Source organism: Binatus sp. (SeqCode) (genome assembly GCF_049584895.1).
Lineage (GTDB): Bacteria > Desulfobacterota > Binatia > Binatales > Binataceae > Binatus.
The window spans coordinates 25,587-42,725 of record NZ_JBAUYR010000059.1 but is presented as its reverse complement, the minus strand read 5'-3'; the positions used below and the strand labels follow the sequence as shown (position 1 = coordinate 42,725).

Annotated in this window: 18 protein-coding genes; 8 read left to right on the top strand and 10 right to left on the bottom strand. The window is 61.0% G+C overall.

What is annotated here, in order from left to right:
- Window positions 1–162: 162 nt before the first annotated feature.
- The 8 genes from WB650_RS11305 (at window position 163) to WB650_RS11270 (ending at window position 6,905) form a co-directional block, all read left to right on the top strand.
- Complete coding sequence (locus WB650_RS11305; protein WP_423960470.1) at window positions 163–825, top strand: TetR/AcrR family transcriptional regulator; 663 nt, start codon at window positions 163–165, stop codon at window positions 823–825.
- A 30-nt stretch (window positions 826–855) separates the two neighbouring features.
- A complete protein-coding gene (locus WB650_RS11300) occupies window positions 856–1,476 on the top strand; it encodes a hypothetical protein (RefSeq protein ID WP_422304237.1) in 621 nt (206 codons plus the stop codon).
- 1 nt (window position 1,477) lies between these two features.
- Window positions 1,478–1,879 (top strand): hypothetical protein, encoded by a 402-nt coding sequence (locus tag WB650_RS11295; protein WP_422304238.1) that lies wholly within the window; start codon window positions 1,478–1,480, stop codon window positions 1,877–1,879.
- Window positions 1,872–2,258 (top strand): hypothetical protein, encoded by a 387-nt coding sequence (locus tag WB650_RS11290; protein WP_422304239.1) that lies wholly within the window; start codon window positions 1,872–1,874, stop codon window positions 2,256–2,258. Before WB650_RS11295 ends, WB650_RS11290 begins: the two co-directional genes overlap by 8 nt.
- A gap of 16 nt (window positions 2,259–2,274) precedes the next feature.
- Complete coding sequence (locus tag WB650_RS11285) at window positions 2,275–3,075, top strand: DUF455 family protein (RefSeq protein WP_423960467.1); 801 nt, start codon at window positions 2,275–2,277, stop codon at window positions 3,073–3,075.
- Between the two features lie 61 nt (window positions 3,076–3,136).
- Window positions 3,137–3,907: a DUF455 family protein gene (locus WB650_RS11280; RefSeq protein WP_331582869.1), complete on the top strand. Its 771-nt coding sequence runs from the start codon at window positions 3,137–3,139 to the stop codon at window positions 3,905–3,907.
- A 16-nt stretch (window positions 3,908–3,923) separates the two neighbouring features.
- Window positions 3,924–4,592 carry a hypothetical protein gene (locus tag WB650_RS11275; protein WP_422300918.1) on the top strand — a complete coding sequence of 223 codons (669 nt, stop codon included), beginning with the start codon at window positions 3,924–3,926 and terminating at the stop codon, window positions 4,590–4,592.
- Between the two features lie 492 nt (window positions 4,593–5,084).
- Window positions 5,085–6,905, top strand: a complete 1,821-nt coding sequence (locus WB650_RS11270) for a phosphoenolpyruvate carboxykinase (GTP) (RefSeq protein ID WP_422300920.1) — start codon at window positions 5,085–5,087, stop codon at window positions 6,903–6,905.
- A gap of 264 nt (window positions 6,906–7,169) precedes the next feature.
- Here the strand turns inward: WB650_RS11270 and WB650_RS11265 are convergent, their stop codons facing one another.
- From WB650_RS11265 to murD, 10 genes are all read right to left on the bottom strand, one after another.
- Window positions 7,170–7,514, bottom strand: coding sequence for a type II toxin-antitoxin system PemK/MazF family toxin (locus tag WB650_RS11265; RefSeq protein WP_422300917.1), 345 nt, complete (start codon window positions 7,512–7,514; stop codon window positions 7,170–7,172).
- Window positions 7,507–7,743, bottom strand: a complete 237-nt coding sequence (locus WB650_RS11260) for a ribbon-helix-helix protein, CopG family (protein WP_422300916.1) — start codon at window positions 7,741–7,743, stop codon at window positions 7,507–7,509. The genes WB650_RS11265 and WB650_RS11260 overlap by 8 nt, the downstream gene beginning before the upstream one ends.
- Window positions 7,744–7,887: 144 nt before the next feature.
- A complete protein-coding gene (ftsZ, locus tag WB650_RS11255; RefSeq protein ID WP_422300915.1) occupies window positions 7,888–9,171 on the bottom strand; it encodes a cell division protein FtsZ in 1,284 nt (427 codons plus the stop codon).
- 76 nt (window positions 9,172–9,247) lie between these two features.
- Window positions 9,248–10,465, bottom strand: a complete 1,218-nt coding sequence (gene ftsA / locus WB650_RS11250; protein WP_422300914.1) for a cell division protein FtsA — start codon at window positions 10,463–10,465, stop codon at window positions 9,248–9,250.
- Entirely contained in the window at window positions 10,462–11,250 is a 789-nt protein-coding gene (locus WB650_RS11245; protein ID WP_422300913.1) for a cell division protein FtsQ/DivIB, read from the bottom strand. Before WB650_RS11245 ends, ftsA begins: the two co-directional genes overlap by 4 nt.
- Before the next feature lie 53 nt (window positions 11,251–11,303).
- Window positions 11,304–12,206, bottom strand: coding sequence for a UDP-N-acetylmuramate dehydrogenase (gene murB / locus WB650_RS11240; RefSeq protein ID WP_422300912.1), 903 nt, complete (start codon window positions 12,204–12,206; stop codon window positions 11,304–11,306).
- Complete coding sequence (murC, locus tag WB650_RS11235; protein WP_423960472.1) at window positions 12,193–13,614, bottom strand: UDP-N-acetylmuramate--L-alanine ligase; 1,422 nt, start codon at window positions 13,612–13,614, stop codon at window positions 12,193–12,195. Before murC ends, murB begins: the two co-directional genes overlap by 14 nt.
- Window positions 13,615–13,619: 5 nt before the next feature.
- A complete protein-coding gene (gene murG / locus WB650_RS11230) occupies window positions 13,620–14,702 on the bottom strand; it encodes an undecaprenyldiphospho-muramoylpentapeptide beta-N-acetylglucosaminyltransferase (protein WP_422306863.1) in 1,083 nt (360 codons plus the stop codon).
- A complete protein-coding gene (gene ftsW, locus WB650_RS11225; protein WP_422306864.1) occupies window positions 14,699–15,838 on the bottom strand; it encodes a putative lipid II flippase FtsW in 1,140 nt (379 codons plus the stop codon). Before ftsW ends, murG begins: the two co-directional genes overlap by 4 nt.
- Window positions 15,801–17,138 carry a UDP-N-acetylmuramoyl-L-alanine--D-glutamate ligase gene (gene murD / locus WB650_RS11220; protein ID WP_422306865.1) on the bottom strand — a complete coding sequence of 446 codons (1,338 nt, stop codon included), beginning with the start codon at window positions 17,136–17,138 and terminating at the stop codon, window positions 15,801–15,803. Before murD ends, ftsW begins: the two co-directional genes overlap by 38 nt.
- Window position 17,139: the final 1 nt, after the last annotated feature.

Genomic DNA, 17,139 nt, shown 5'->3' with positions numbered 1-17,139 from the left:
GTGGCACAGGCTTTAGCCTGTGATTTTCTGGTCTCATGCAAATCCAGGAAGGAATCACAGGCTAAAGCCTGTGCCACCAATGCTTACCTTGGACCTTGACAAATGAACGTTCATTCAGTAGCTTTTCGAGATCTGAAATTACCTTGCTAGTGATCGTAACCAATGCCCAGAGCCGCTGAAGCAATACGCACGCCCGCGCAGGACGAGAAACTCGTCAAATCGCGGCGGCGCCAGATTTTTCTGGCGGCGTGCCGCGTGCTGGCGCGCAAATCGTTTCACGAAGCGTCGGTGAAGGAGCTGGCGCTCGAGGCTGGCCTCGCCGCAGGCTCCATTTATCTTTATCTCGACAGCAAGGACGAGATTATTCCGCTGATTGCCGAGTCGATGGTCGCCGAGTTTGTCGAGATGCTGCCTGCGATTCGCGAGCGCACCGTCGGCGACCCGCGCCGCGAGCTGATCGATGTGATGCGCGCGATTCTCGACGTGATCGATCGTTATCGCGAGGCCTTCAACGTGCTCCATCATGAGGCCCGCTACCTCGAACGACGCCCGCAGTATCGCACCGCGATGAAAAAGATTGGCGCCGACTACCTGGGCGCTGTCGCTGAGATTCTCGAGCGCGGCCGTCGCACGGGAGTGATTCATTTCGAGGATGCGCGCAGCGCCGTTCATGCGATTCACATGCTGTGCGCCGGATGGGCGATGGGCGCGAACAATCTGAAGGGGACGGACAAAGAAACTTACTGGCGCGAGATTGCGGCGATCGTCGAGGGCCGCTTTTTCGGGTCTGCAAATGGATCGAGTACTTCCGCCGCCGCTCGCTGACGCGGCGCGGTCATTATCGAGGAGTTGCGAATGGCACTTTACGACCGGCGAACTCTCGAGGGCGTTTACAGCGTCCGCCAGAGCGTCATTTACATCCAGAATTATCGCTACGCCGAAGAGCGCATGATGCGCATGATGGCCGGCTGGATTGCGCTCACGCCCGAGCTCGCAGTCAAGCTCGAGATGGCCAAACAGGTGTACGAGGACGCGCTCCATACTGACGCGCTCGGCAAGCGCCTGCCCGAACTTCGCGCGCAGCCGCAGGTTTCCAAGCCGCCCAACGAGGCCTTCGTCACCTTCATGAACGCGATCGAAGATAAAGAAGAGTGGGAGGATACGATCGAGCGGCTGGTCGGGATTTATCGCGTGCTGAAGCCTCATCTGATTTCGCACTACAGCTCGCATCTCACTGCGACTAATCCTGTCTACGAGCCTCCAACCCAGCGAATCTTTCAGCGGCTGGTCGAAGAAGAAAAGGCTCACGTCGAGCGCGGCAGCGTGCTGTTAAACGAGCTGCTCGACTCGAAGGAAAAGCATCTGCGCGCCGCGAACTGGCAGTCGCATCTCGAAGGATTGCTCGGCGCGTCGGGCGGAGTGACGGGCTTTGAGGCGGACGAGCCGGCGCCGCGCAGAAAAGTCGGGCGCAGCTAATATGGTTCATATAGATAAAATCGACGACCTGCGCGAAGCGATCGCGACGCATGCGGCGGCGCTCGCGGCGGGCGATAGTGCGACGACAGAAAAATTCGTGCTGCCGCAAGCGCTCGAGACGCATCGCCAGGCGGCGGCTGAGATAGCGCGGATTGCCAAGCCGGTCAAAGTTGAAACGCTCGCGCTGGCGAAGGTCGGCTTCCAGTATGTCTCGAAGATTCGATTCAGCGGAGGCAACGAAACCGCGATGCGTCGCGTGCTCTACCGATGGCGCAAAGAGGCCGACGGCAAGTGGGTGATCGTCAGCGTCGAGGACACCACCGGCAAGCGCTCGTCGTGGAGCGACATTCCCGATCTTGCGGCCGCGGTTGCGCAAGCGCGCGCGGAGAACGGCAATGCCTGATCTCGGAGAACGCGGCAACGTAATGGGCCCGCAGCCGATCGCATCGATCGTGCAGCCGCCAGCCGAAATGCTCGCGGCGGCGGAGCATCTGCTGAATGCGCTGATTCGCGGCGACCGTGCAACCGTCGAGGCGATGACTCCGGCGCATGTGCGCGACGAAATGATGCTCGTGGCCAAAGAGATTCCGCCAAATAAGTATGATAGGTTCGATTTGATCGGACGCGCTCGCGTCGCGAAACATTATTTTTTGAAAGCGCAACTCGTCGGCGCCAATGTAGAACCGTTCATGTTTCAGTTTCGGCTCGGCGAGACCGATGGCAAGTGGACCGTTCGCGAAGCATTGAACCTGACCGGTCGGCGGTCAGCCTGGAGCAGGTGAAATAGGAGTAGATCCAATGCAGAGAATGATTCCGGTCGACAAGCTGGCGCGTCCCGAGGACCACATCCTGCTGCCCGCCAATCGCACGCGCAATGCGCGCAGCGAGCAGGGATTGTCGCCCGGTAACCCGATGCCTTACGAGGATGATTTCCTGAAGTCGCGCATGCACGGAATCTGCGGCGGCGAATTCCAGGCGATGGAAGCGGCCGGCCGCACGCTCTACGATTTTCCCGACGCGCCATGGGAGTTCCAGCTCGACATGGCGCGCCAGGTATGGGACGAATCGCGCCACGCCGAGATCTACATGAAGCTGCTCGAATACGTCGGCTCGTACTACGGCGAATTCCCCGAGGGCGAAGTGCTGTGGTCATGCACGCAGGCCGAAGATCCAGCCGCGCGCGTCGCGGGAATCAATCGCGGCCTCGAGGGACTCGCGTGCGACGTCTTCGAACAACTTATTCGTATCGCGCAGAAGATGGGCGACACGATTATCGAACGCTCGGTAGATTATGTGCTCGCCGACGAGATCACTCACGTGCGCATGGGCTCGCAGTGGATGCGCAAGTTGACCGAAGGCGACCCCGAGCGCTTCAAGCGGGCGCAGGAGTTCCAGGACCGGATCGACGAGCTGTTTAACTTCGGCCCCGGCCGCAAACGCGTCGAGGACGTTGATCACGTGAAGCAGCGCGTCAACGACAAGGAAATCGAGATCGACGCGGGCCTGACGATCGCGCGTGAGGCGCGGCTGCTCGCAGGCTTCACCGAAGAAGAGATCGATCGCCTCGTCAAAGGCTTCGGCAAAAGCGCCGCCTACTAAGAATCACAGACTAAAGTCTGTGCCACTTAACGCTAAGAAACAAAAATACTGAAAAAACACAATGGAAAAATGTATTCCTGTTGACCGTCTCGCCCGTCCCGACAATTGGGTCGTGCTCCGCAGCCGCCAGGTCCGCGAAATTCGCGAGGAGCAGGGTCTCGAAGGCGGCCGCCCGATGCCGTTCGACGAAGAGACGTTGCGCTCGCGCTTGCATGGAATCTACACCGGCGAGTTGCAGGCGATGGAGGCGGCGGGCCGCACGCTGTTCGATTTCCCCGACGCGCCGTGGGAGTTCCAGCTCGACATGGCGCGCCAGGTCTGGGACGAAGCGCGTCACAGCGAGATTTTCCAGCGCCTCGTCGAATACATGGGCGGGCATCCTGGTGATTACGTCGAGACCGAAATTCTGTGGCGATGCACCCAGGCGATGGATCCAGCGGCGCGCGTCGCTGGAATCAATCGCGGGCTCGAGGGCCTGGCGTGCGACGTCTTCGATCAGCTTATTCGGATCGCGCAGCGCAACGGTGACGAAGTGATCGAGCGTTCCGTTGACTACGTGCTCGCCGACGAGATCACCCACGTCCGCATGGGCTCGAAGTGGATGCGCAAGTTGACCGAGGGCGACCCCGAGCGGCTGGCCAAGGCGCAGGCGTTCCAGGACATGGTCGATGAGGTCTTCAACTTCCGCGGCGGCCGCCTCGCGCAGGAAGATATCGAGAACGACGACGGGCAAGTCGTCTCGATCGCGAAAGAGGCGCGCATGCTCGCCGGATTCACCGAAGAAGAAATCCAGCGGCTGATCAATTCCGCGCGCAAGAGCGCCGCGTACTAAGCATCGCGACCGTTCATTGCCGCCATTTCTGACAGTCAAGCGTGAGACCGACCTGGTCGCTCTGGCTGCCTTCGTCCTCGCCTTCACAGCGGTGGCCTACCAGGTCGCCGAATACTTTCGCGGCGCGCAGGTTAAGCTATTCGGACCTGAGCAGATACTGATTCATGGCGACAATATCGACGGCCAGGATTACGTCCGCTTCGCCGCGCGCATGTCTTTCATAAATTCCGGCGACATCGGCTACAACGCCATAATCGGACGTGAGTCGCTGCAAGTTCAGATCGGCGGCACCCCTTACGCACAAACGTGGCAGAGCTTCATCCATTCCGGTTCACCGGATGGCACGACCTTGAGCCTTGGAGACGTCGAGGAAGCGGTACCTACTCCGATAGACGGTGGCGACGCCACAACGCATGAGACCTACTTCGCGCCCTGGCCGATCGATTGCAAAGGCGTCATCGGATCCAATTGCAACCCGACCGCAAATTTCATGACCTGGGACAGCTTCCTGAAATCGATCAAGTCCGGGGACGTTCTGAAGTTTAATCTCATCGCCGACATCTATGGGAAAAACCCTCAGACCGCCACTTGCACGGTCGCGATCAACGACGCGCTGATTGCACAGCTGAACGCGCCCGCCAAATGGAGCGCGCCTGCATGCGAGGAAGCGTTGTCCTCGCTGTAAGGCCGGCCGCAGAGGTCAAACGCGCATCCCGCATTTTGGGGTGAACTCTAACGCCTTATCCCCGATAGATTCGTCGTGCTAACCATAGGTGATGCACCAAAGTCTCGACGCCCCACATTCTCGATCCATATCCGAAGTCTGCCGCGACCCCCACTCAGCAAAAGCAATTTCCGACGGAACGAAGCTACCCTTGGTAGTCACGTCACCAAGCTACCACTACAGGTGGTGCAAATTGTCGTTTTCGGTTGTTTTCAGTGAGCCAGAAATGCGCCGGTCGCAACCCTGATCTTCACGGCGAAGATGCACTCCGTCGACGTTTGGTGCTCGGGTTACGCCGGCACCTGCCTCGACCGTCCAAAAGCACCACTTATACTTCTGCCCTTGATTATTTTGATCTGCTAATCTACATATTACGAGCCCATAATTATGAGATTGCTTTTTGCACCTGCGATTGAATAGGAGTTACGTCTCACAGGGACCGATGTGGAGCGAATTGAAGTGACCGCCAACCGCAACGAAAAAAGTTCGCCCACCAGCAGCCGCGCGTTGCGCGATTGGGTCAATGAAGTCGCCGCGCTCACCAAGCCCGACGCTGTCGTGTGGTGCGACGGTTCTGAAGCTGAGAAAAAACGTTTCACTGCGCAAGCCGTCGACGCGGGAATACTAATCGAGCTCAATCAGAAAAAACGCCCCGGCTGCTACCTCCATCGCTCGGATCCGAACGACGTTGCCCGCACCGAACAACTGACCTTCGTCTGCACGCCAAATAAAATCGACGCCGGCCCGACCAACAACTGGTCCGACCCCACTGAGACTTACGCCAAGCTGCACGGGATGCTCGACGGCTCGATGCGCGGGCGCACGATGTACGTCGTTCCGTATGTGATGGGCCCGCTCGGCTCTCCGCTCTCGAAAGTCGGCGTCGAGTTGACCGACAGCCTCTACGTCGTGCTGAACATGCGAATCATGACGCGGATGGGCCAGGCCGCGCTCGATCAACTTGGCGACTCCGCCGACTTCAATCGCGGAATCCATTGCACGCTGGATTTGAATCCCGACCGCCGCCTGATTTGCCACTTCCCGCAGGACAATATGATCATCTCGGTCGGCAGTGGTTACGGTGGCAACGCTCTCCTGAGCAAGAAATGTTTCGCGCTGCGAATCGCGAGCGTACTCGGCCGCGACGAAGGTTGGCTCGCCGAGCACATGCTGATCCTCGGCCTCCAGAGCCCTGAAGGCGAGACCACTTATATCGCCGCCGCTTTTCCGAGCGCATGCGGCAAGACCAACCTCGCGATGCTCACGCCGCCGGCCGAATTCCAGGGCTGGAAAGTCACTACCGTCGGCGACGACATCGCGTGGATGCGCGTCGGCCCCGACGGCCGGCTGTGGGCGGTCAATCCCGAGAACGGCTACTTCGGCGTGGCGCCCGGCACCAGCGCAAAATCGAATCTCAACGCGATGAAGATGGTCGAGCACGATACCATTTTCACCAACGTCGCGATGACGCCGGACGGCGACGTGTGGTGGGAAGGGATGGACGTGCCGCCGCCCGACGGACTGCTCGATTGGCAGGGTCGCCGGTGGAAAAAAGAGTCGGGCGAGAAAGCCGCGCATCCGAACAGCCGCTTCACGACTCCGATGCGCAACAATTCCGCCTGGTCGCCGCAAGCTGACGATCCCCGCGGCGTGCCGATCTCCGCTGTCATCTTCGGCGGACGCCGCGCCTCGACCGTGCCGCTGGTACTCGAGTCGATCGACTGGACGCATGGCGTTTTCATGGGCGCCACGATGGGCTCGGAAACGACCGCGGCCGCTGCAGGAGCGGTCGGCGTGCTGCGGCGCGATCCGATGGCGATGCTGCCGTTCTGCGGCTACAACATGGGCGATTACTTCGCTCATTGGCTCAAGATGCGCGGCGCGATCAAAAATCCGCCGCGTATTTTTATGGTCAACTGGTTCCGCAAAGGCGCCGACGGCAATTTCATCTGGCCCGGCTACGGCGAAAACATGCGCGTGCTGAAGTGGATGCTCGATCGAATCCACGGACGCGCCAAGGGCCGCGCGACGCCGGTCGGAATCGTTCCCGACGAAACAGAGCTCGATCTGAACGGACTTGATCTTCCTCAGAGCGCGACGCGAGAAGCGCTCGCCGTGAATCCCGCGGAGTGGAAGGCGGAGCTCGAATCCGCGGCCGAGTTCTTCGAAAAGATCGGTCCGACGATGCCGAAGGAATTGAAAGACCGCCGCAAGGCGATCCTCAAATCCCTCAACGGCGAAGCCCCCACTCAACGAGTCGCCGCCGGCCGCTGAGGCTTTCGTCTTCCCCTCTCCCGCAGGGAGAGGATCGAAGGTGAGGGACCTTATTCAGCGCGCATTTTCGCGCGCGATTCAAGATTGTGTTTCTGACATGCGGAATAAACATTCATCGCCCACCCCGAGCATCCCGATTGTGCTTCACGAGTGGCGGCTCAAAGATTTCGGCGAGAGAGCGACGGTCCTCGTCCGAAACGAAACGGCCGCGATCACTGCAGATGACGTAGTCGTCCGCTGGCGCTGATCAACACGCCTTTGAGTTTAGTCAAGATCAAGCACTTCGCGGAGAGCGTCGCCGACGCCCTCCATGATTGCTTCGTCAAGACGAGCCAGTGGACCCTTAACGAGGACGCGATTGTCGATCGCGCGTAACTGGTCAATCAGCAGGTCGGAATCGCGTCGCAACGAGGATTGCGCGAGCACGCGGACGCGCAGCGGCTCTGCGTCGTCGATAAGATTGGTGGTCAGGGGAATTATCAAAGTTGAGGGATGCCCGGCGTCGATCAACGCCTGCGCCTGGACGACCAGCACGGGGCGGGTCTTGCCCGGCTCGGTGCCGCGGCGCGGGTTGAGATTGGCGAGCCAGACCTCGCCACGCTTAGTCACCCGGGTCGCGCTCTATCGCAGTGAACTCGGCATTCAACCGCATGCTTTCCTTGCGGACCTTGCGCGACGCCCGCGCCATTCGCTCCGCTCGTACGCGAGCCTCGGCCTCGCGATTCATGCGCTCAATAGCGCGGCGGATATATTCAGCGCGCGGAATGCCAAGTGCGCGTGCGCATCGCTCGCTAGCCTCCAGCAAGTCCTCGGGTAGTTTTAGGGAGATAGACTCCATGAAATCCAACTCGAATATCTGACTTAGATATCTTCAGCAAGTATGCAGCAGTTAGAGCTCGAAAAGCAATCCAGATGCGCAAGGGCCCGGCGTCATCGGCCGGGCCCTATCAGCACATCTGCGTTAACCGCTACACGTCCCGCGCTAATCGAGATGTTTGCGCAGGAAGGTCGGGATGTCGAGCTTGTCGTCGCCGTCGAGCAGCGAATTCGGCTCGAGCTTCTCGCCATCGGCCAGGCCCGAATCCTCGCCGCGCCGCCTGAACGCCGGGATGTCGAGCGTGCTGTCGTCGACGACCAGCCCCATCCGGCGCACCGGCTTGTTGCCCGGGAACATCCTGACCTGCCCGGCCTGCGCCGCGGGCGCCGGATGCTTGACCTCCATCGGATCGACCGGCCGCGTCGACGCCGCCGCGATCGGCGTGGTGACAGGCGCGCCCGACGGCGAGTAGCGCGACGAAGAACCTCTGTCGAGATCGCCAAACCCCGTTGCGATTACGGTGACGCGAATCTCGTCCGACATCGCTTCGTCGATCACTGCGCCAAAAATGATGTTCGCATCCTCGTGCGCTTCTTCCTGGATCAGGCTCGCCGCCTCGTTCACTTCGTACAGCGCCATGTCCGATCCGCCGGTCACGTTGATCAGCAGACCGCGCGCGCCCTTGATCGATACGTCCTCGAGCAGCGGACTCGAAATTGCGCGCTGCGCCGCCTCGACCGCGCGATTCTCGCCCGACGCCGTCGCCGCGCCCATCATCGCCATGCCCATCTCGGCCATGATCGATCGCACGTCCGCGAAGTCCAGGTTGATCAGCCCATGCACCGTGACCAATTCCGAAATTCCGCGCACTGCCTGCAGCAGCACGTCGTCGGCCTTCTGAAACGATTCCTTGAGCGTCGTGTTCTTGCTCGCGACCGAGAGCAGTCGCTGATTTGGAATCGTGATCAGCGTGTCGACCGCGTTCTTCAGCTCGCGCAGCCCCTCTTCCGCCTGAGACATGCGGCGGCGCCCTTCGAACTGGAACGGCTTGGTCACGACGCCGACGGTCAGCGCACCGAGCTCGCGCGCGATACGCGCAATCACTGGCGCAGAGCCGGTTCCAGTGCCGCCGCCCATACCGGCGGTCACGAACACCATCTCGGCTTCCGACAGGATCTCGCGAATCCGATCTTCGTCCTCGAGCGCGGCCTTGCGCCCGATTTCAGGATTGCCGCCGGTGCCGCGTCCGCGCGTGATCTCGTCGCCGATCTGCAGGCGCAGCGGCGCGTGATTATTCTGCAGCGCCTGGATGTCGGTATTCACGGCGATGAAATCGACGTTGCGCAGCCCCACGTTGATCATGTGGTTGACCGCATTGCCACCGCATCCGCCTGCGCCGATTACCTTTATCCTCGCGCCCGGGTCGGGATTACTCACCAACTCAATCATCACAGATCCTCCTCCACCACCTACCGGCAAAGTTTGTTGCCCATTAAATTTGTTTTCTCGGTTTCTCGGTGACATCTCAAAAGAAGTCCCTTACCCAATCGCTCAGCCGCGAACGCAGCCGTCCCAGCCGGCCCGCTTTTCCTACTCCATTTCCAATTCCGCCCGCCGCGCTCTGATGCAGCAGCAGGCCCGCCGCCGTCGTGTACATCGGCTTCATCAGTTCTTCGGGCAGGCCTTTCAGATTGATCGGAAGTCCGCGTCGCACCGGCACGCCGAAGATACGCTCGGCCAATTCCTGCGTGCCCTCGAGAAGGGAGGTGCCTCCGACCAGCACAATGCCCGACGCGAGCCCGTCCGAAACGCCAGAGCGCAGCAACTCGCGCTGCACCATCGTGAAGATCTCTTCCATCCGCGGCTCGATGATTTCCCCGAGCAGCCGGCGCGCGATCACTCGAGGCTCGCGTCCCCCGACACCCGGCACCTGCACCATCTCGTCGCGCCGCACGACCTGGTTGGTCGCGACGCCGAAGGTAATCTTGAGTCGCTCCGCTTCCGAAATCGGCGTGCGCAATCCTGCTGCGATATCGCTCGTAAGATGATTCCCGCCAATGGGCAAAACCGCCGTATGCATCACCGCGCCGCCGTGAAACACAATGATGTCGGTAGTACCGCCGCCGACGTCGATCAGCGCGACTCCCAGTTCGCGTTCCTCCGGAAACAGCGCCGCGTCCGCCGAAGCGAGCGGCTGGAAAACCATCTCCGACGGCGTCACCCCCGCGCGCTCGCAGCACTTGGTGAGATTCTGGCCGTAACTCTGCGCCGCGGTGATGATATGAATTCGCGCCTCAAGCCGCACGCCTGCCATTCCGTAAGGCTCGCGCACGCCTTCCTGCTCATCGACCGCAAACTGCTGCGGCAGAATATGCAGCACCTGCCGATCGAGCGGGATGGCGACTGCGCGCGCCGCGTCGATCACTCGCTCAACGTCGCGCACGCTGACTTCACCGCCGCGCACCGCGACGATCCCGTGACTGTTGAGGCCTTTGAAATGCGGTCCCGCAACGCCAACCACGACCGAGCCCACGCGCACGCCGGAAGTCTTCTCGGCTTCTTCGACTGCGGCTTTGATCGCCTCGACGGTCGCCTCGATATTGACGACGACGCCTTTGCGCAGACCCGTGCACGGCGAGATTCCGAAACCGAGCGTCGCCAACTGGCCGTCAGGCAGCGACTCGCCGACAATCGCGCAGACTTTGCTGGTGCCGACGTCCAGGCCTGTGAGCAGATTTCTCATCGGGTCGCCGACTCCTCCGCCGGCTTAAACGAAACTTTGCGAAGCCCGCTCTTATGCTTCGCGTGATTGTTTTCCGCCGCATGCAGGCGTACGACCGCCAGCCCCGGCGTCGTCAAATCGAGCGCCGCGATCAGATTCTCGCGCCCCTGCCATTGCTGCCGCACTTTGATCGCGCGCTGAATCTCAGTGGTCGCTCGATCGAGATCGATCACCACTTCAGTGCGCTCGCGTTCGAGGAACAGCGACGCCGTGCCGTCATCGCCGACGTGCATCTCGGAAATGATTTCGGACAGTTGCGTCTCCGCGCGCACCAGCACTGCGGCATAGTCGACCATCTGGGTTCCGCGCGCGCTGTCGAGCGCGTCGCCGCTCAACACAGGAAGATCGCCCTGCTTGCCGAGCGAGACCGGCCCGCGCAGCTCGCCGCCGCTGAAAAGTTCGTAAAAGCCGTCGTGACGCTCGACGATCGCGACCGCACCTTCACGCATATCGCCCGACGAAATCGCTGCACCCGGCTCGTGCGAGTCGCGACGGTAAATTCCAGCGCGCCCCGCCCATTGGACCAGCACCCCGGAGTAGTTCGAGACGGTCGCGCGCGCGGGCGCAATCGAATCCAGAATCTGATCGCGATAAGAGTTCAGAGTCGCAGCTGCTCTGAGAGCCACGATGCGCCCGGTCGTGCTGAAACCAGTCATCACGCCGAGCGCGAAAAAGGTGCATACCACCAGCCCGCCCATCCGCGCGCTCCATCCCGCCACCGCTTTATTTCCGCCCCGAACCGCCACCCCGCCACCTCAGTGAAAGTGAAAAGTGAAAAATCAGAAATCCAAATCACGCGTCACCAGTCGCCGACCAGTCTGACCTCCGGCTCGAGCAAGACGCCGCTCTGCTCTTTAACCTTGTTGCGCGCCATGTCGATCAGCGCGAGCACCTCAGCGGCCTGAGCGCCGCCAAGATTCACGATAAAATTTGCATGCTGTTCGGAAAAGGCCGCGCCACCGAGCCGAGTCCCTTTCAGTCCCGCGCCCTCGAGCAGTTTGCCCGCGAAATTTCCCGGAGGATTCTTGAAGATCGATCCAGCATTCGGGATTCCGCGCGGCTGCCGCGATGCGCGCTTGGCCTTCAGCTCCGCGACTCGCGTCATCAGCCGTTCGCGATCGCCGCGAGCAAGCTCGAAATCGACGCGCGTGATTATGAAACGATTCGGCAACTCGGTGCGCCGGTACGCAAACTTGACGTCGTCCTTCGTCAGTGCGATCGCCTCGCCAGCTTCGGTGACGCCGTGCACCAGAGTGACCACCTTCGCGATCTCGCCGCCGAACGCACCCGCGTTCATCACCAGACCGCCGCCGACAGTGCCGGGAATTCCTTCGCCGAATTCGAGCCCCTCAAGACCCCGATCGACGACTGCCTCGACCAGGGCACCGAACGCGGCTCCAGCACCTGCAACGACTCTCGTGTCGTCAATTTTTATCTTCGCGAAACCATCGCCGAGTCTGACGACCAGCCCGCGCATCCCGCGATCGCTCACGAGCAGATTCGTCCCCGCGCCAAGACAAAAGCATGGCACGCTTGCGCGATATGCGGCAGCCTTCGCATGCATCAGCTCGGCTTCGTCCTCGACGTTAACGAACAAGTCGGCCGGCCCGCCGATTCGGAACGACGTCAGCTCCGCAAGCGGCATCGACGCTCGCACTCGCGCGCCAAATTTCGTGCGCAGCTCGCCTTCAAGCGCCTTCATGAACTTTGACCTCGGCGCTGAGCGCGTTCAGTATTTCGCCGCCCGTTCGGTAAATATCGCCGGCGCCCAAGGTTGCGATCACGTCGCCGGACCGCGAGCCGGTCGCGATTCGAGCTGCCGGATCTTCCTCGGCGCCCAGGTAATGCACTTCGAGATGTCCGCGCGTGCGCAGTGCCTCATATAGGCGGCGCGACGACACGTCGGCAATCGGCTCCTCGCCGGCGGGATAAACGTCGAACAGGTAGAGCACGTCGGCATCGTCGAACGCCGACAGAAAATCGTCGAACAGATCGCGCAGCCGGGTATATCGATGCGGTTGAAAGACCGCCACGACGCGCCGCTTGAACGACGCGCGCACGGCGGCCAGCGTCGCGCGCACTTCGGCCGGATGGTGCGCGTAGTCGTCGAGCACGATCCGTCCGGCAGCTTCGCCCTTGATCTCGAAGCGCCGGCTGATTCCGCCGAACTTCGCAAGCGCCGCCGCCGCACGATCGAAACTGATCCCGACTTCCATCGCGACTGCGATCGCCGCGAGCGAGTTCAGCGCAACATGAACGCCGGGCGTCGGGATCGTCACCCGTCCGAGATTCTCGCCCTTGCGAATCACCTCGAAGCGCGTCGATAGCCCGTCGATCACGATTTTCTCCGCGCGCAGATCCGCGTCCGGCGCGACGCCGTAGGTCACCATCGGCTTGCATATCGAAGCCATCAGCCCGCGCACGTTCACGCTGTCGATTCCAAGCACCGCGACGCCATAGAACGGCACGCGATTGACGAAGTCCGTGAACGCCTCGCGAACTTTATCCATCGTGCCGTAATGATCGAGATGCTCCGGATCGATATTCGTCACCACCGCGATGGTGGGTATCAGCAGCAGGAACGACGCATCGCTCTCGTCAGCCTCGGCCACCATGAAGTCGCCGCGCCCGAGCCGAACGTTGCTGCCAGTGTTGCGAATATTTCCGCCGACCGCGACGGTAGGATCGAGCTCAGCCTCTTCCATGATCAGCGCGATGAGCCCGGTGGTAGTCGTCTTGCCATGAGTTCCCGCGACTGCGACTCCGAGTTTCGCCATCCGCAGCAGTTCGCCCAGCATCTCGGCGCGCGCGATCACCGGGATTTTCATTTCGCGCGCACGGGCGACCTCGGGATTCGAAAATTTTATCGCCGACGAAATTACTACCGCGTCGATACCGCCGTCGTCCTTCAAGTGCGCCGGATGATGGCCCTGGCTGATTTCCGCACCGAGCGACGAAAGCCGCGTCACGGTAGCCGACGGTTTCAGATCGCATCCGCTGACGCGCATCCCAAGCTTCAGGCACAGCTCAGCGATTCCGCTCATGCCGGCGCCGCCGATCCCGACGAAGTGCAGTCGCCGTTGACGCGTCAAAAGACCATTTGCGTGCAGTTCACTCACGCTGCCGCCTTCTCCGCTATCTCGAAACAAATTTTCGCGATGTGACGAGCCGCATCGGGATGCGCCTCCTGATGCGCCCGTTCGCCCATCTCATCGAGCCGCGCCGGATTTTGAACGAGGGCCTCGATTTCGCGCGCGAGGTTGGGCGCAAGCTGATCGTCGTCGCGCACTATTATCGCCCCGCCGCGTTTTTCAAGCACGCGCGCGTTGTGAACTTGTTGTTGATCTTTGTGGAAGGGATACGGCACGAAAATGGCCGCACGCGCGCCAAGAGCAATATCGGTTACTGTCATCGCGCCAGAGCGCGCGATAACCAGATCAGCGCGATGCAGCGCGGCGGCGACGTCGTCGATAAACGGCACCACCTCAGCCGCGAACCCGAACTCGCGGTATGCACTCCTCACCAACTCCTCATCCGCCTCCCCGGTCTGGTGCATTACGTGCCAATTTATAACACTTTTTCCGCAGATTTTGAAAGCCCCTACGGCACCAATATTCAGGCGATGCGCTCCCGATGAACCGCCTAAAACAAGGATTTGTAATTGACGACCCTCTTGCCGCGATCGGTCAGGCCGATACCGAAATCGGGTAGGATTGCCAGTCACCTCTACTTTAGTAGAACTGAAATAAGGCACGCTGTCACTGAAGCCGACGCAGATCTTCCTGGCGAATCTAGCCGTCATGCGGTTCACGAGACCGGGCCGCGTGTTCTGTTCCATCAACACCAATGGGGTCCGAGTCAGGACCGCCGCCGCGGCCATCGACGCCGACGCATATCCGCCGGCGCTCACGATGATGCTCGGACGAAACCGCCTGACTAGCGACGTCGCCAGTCCGATCGCGCGGACGAATTCCACCGACGCGCGCGCCCGCTCGAGAGCGCTATGTCCGCGAATTCCATGCATCTCGAACAGCTCGTACCTGTACCCGCTTTTCGGCAGCCACTTCGCCTCGAGCCCCGCACTGGTGCCGACGAACAACACTTCTATATCGGGACGCTCGCGCATCATTTCCTCACCCAGCGCGACCGCCGGAAAAAGATGCCCGCCTGTTCCGCCGCCGGCGATTATCACTTTCATCGCACCGCCGGCCGGCGACCGAGCGCGAGTAGCGCGCCCAACGCCGCCATCGCGATGATGATCGAAGTGCCGCCATAACTCAGGAACGGCAGCGGCAGTCCCTTGGTCGGGATCAGCCCGATCACCACCGACATATTGATCAACGCTTGAATCGAAAGCAGCGCCGTCAGTCCCACCGCGAGCAGGCTCGCGAACGGATCGGGCTCGTCGTGCGCGATTCGCATCCCCCGAAACAGGATCACCAGGAACAACGAGATCACGACTGCCGCACCGATCAAGCCGAACTCCTCGCCGACCACGGCGAAGACGAAATCCGTATGCGCTTCCGGCAGATAAAACATTTTCTGGCGACCCGCGCCGAGGCCTACGCCCCACTTGCCGCCTTCGCCGAGCGCGATGAACGATTGCACGAGTTGGAATCCGGCGCCGCGCGCGACCGACCACGGATCGAGGAACGTCGTGAGCCGCTTCATGCGATACGATTTCGCCACGGCCTGGAATGCCAACAGGCCCAGCGCCCCACCGCCTGCGGCCGCAAGATGCTGCCAGCGCGCGCCCGCAGCCCAGAGCATCGCGAACAGGATCAGCGCGATCATCACGGTGCTGCCGAAATCCGGCTGCTTCAAAATTAACAGTGTGATTGGACCGACGATCAGAAACACCGCGAGCGGTCCATGCTTGAACTCGCGAATGCGCTCCTGCCGCTTGCTCAGAAACTTCGCCAGGAAAAATACCAGCGCGAATTTTACCAGCTCCGACGGCTCCGCGATCACCGGTCCCAGCCTGAGCCATCGTCGCGCGCCCCCCTTCATCAGCCCCAAACCCGGCACATAGAGCAGCGCGAGCATTACGATCGACGCGATGAACAACGGCATCGCGATTCGCCGCAGACCCGCCAGCGAGAACTGCGAGAGGATCATCAGAAACACAAAGCCCACCGCGATATGCGCGAGGTGAAGCTTGAAAAAATGGAACGCGTCGCCTTTTTTCTCGATGCCGAGAAAGTAGGTCGTGTTCAGTACCATCAGCAGGCCGAGCAACAGCAGCGCCGCCGCCGGCAGCCACAGCCACGGGTCGGGACGCCGGTAGCTGACGGCGTCAAAGCGCCCGAACCAGCTCTTTATATACGTTCCCACGTTCCGCATAGTCCTTGAATTGATCGAAGCTCGAGCACGCCGGCGACAGCAGCACGGTGTCGCCCGGTCGCGCCGCGCGGGCAGCATGTTCGACCGCCTCGCGCAAAGTCGCGACAGATTCGATCTGGGTTGAACCTTCGAGCGCCGCCGCCATCTTGTCGCGCGCAGCTCCGTTGAAAATCGCAAGCTTGACCTTCTCGCCGAGCGGCCGTCTGAGCGGCGCATAATCCCCGCCCTTGTCGAGGCCGCCTGCGATCAGAATTATCGGCGCCGCGAGCGCGTCGATCGCCTCGACCACTGCACCGACGTTGGTCCCTTTCGAGTCGTCGACATAAGTGACGCCGCACTTCTCATGCACGACTTCAATTCGATGTGGGAGCCCCTTAAATGCGGCGAATGCGCGCTCGATCACTTCAGACTTCACGCCGAGCGCAAGCGCCGCTCCAGCAGCAGCCATCGCATTGGAGATATTGTGACGCCCGCGCAGACGAAAGTTTTTGAGACTGATTAACCCAGCCTTCATCTGGTCAAACTCAAAGACAATTGCGTTCCTCTTCTCGTCGAACCAAATCGCCAATGACTCACGGACGGGGTGCTCGAGACTGAAGTTGATCACCCACGAGCGCACGCTTTTAGCGAGCTTCCACACGTTGGGATCGTCGCGATTCAGAATCGCGAAATCTGAAGGTCGCCGCTGGTTTTCGAAAAGCCGAGCCTTCGCCCTGCCATAGTCCTCGAGATCTTTGTAACGATCGAAATGATCATCGGTCAGATTGAGATGCACGCCCACGCGCGGTTTGAACTTGTCGATCCATTCGAGCTGGAAACTTGACACCTCGACCACTGCGACGTCCCATTTGCCGTCAACCGCTTCGATTAGCGGCGTGCCGAGGTTGCCGCCGACGAAGGTGCGCCGTCCCGACGCCTTCAAAATCTCGCCGAGCAGCACGACGACTGTGCTCTTGCCGTTGGTGCCGGTGACCGCGGCGATGGGTGCGTCGAGGAAACGGCTCGCGAGCTCGATTTCGCCGACAACTGGAATTTTGCGCGCGGTCGCAGCCCGCAAAAGAATCGAATCGCGCGGTACTCCCGGACTCGTAACGACCAGCTCGACCTCGTTCAACCAGTTCGCATCTTCAGCCCCGAGCTTGACCGCGCCCGCGGGCAGTCCACTGCGTTCTATATCGACACGCCGATCGGTCATTACGAGCGTCGCACCGCGTGACTCGAGGAATCGCGCCGCGGCAAGTCCGCTGACTCCCAGCCCGATGACCATCACGCGTTTGCCCGATAGTTCCATC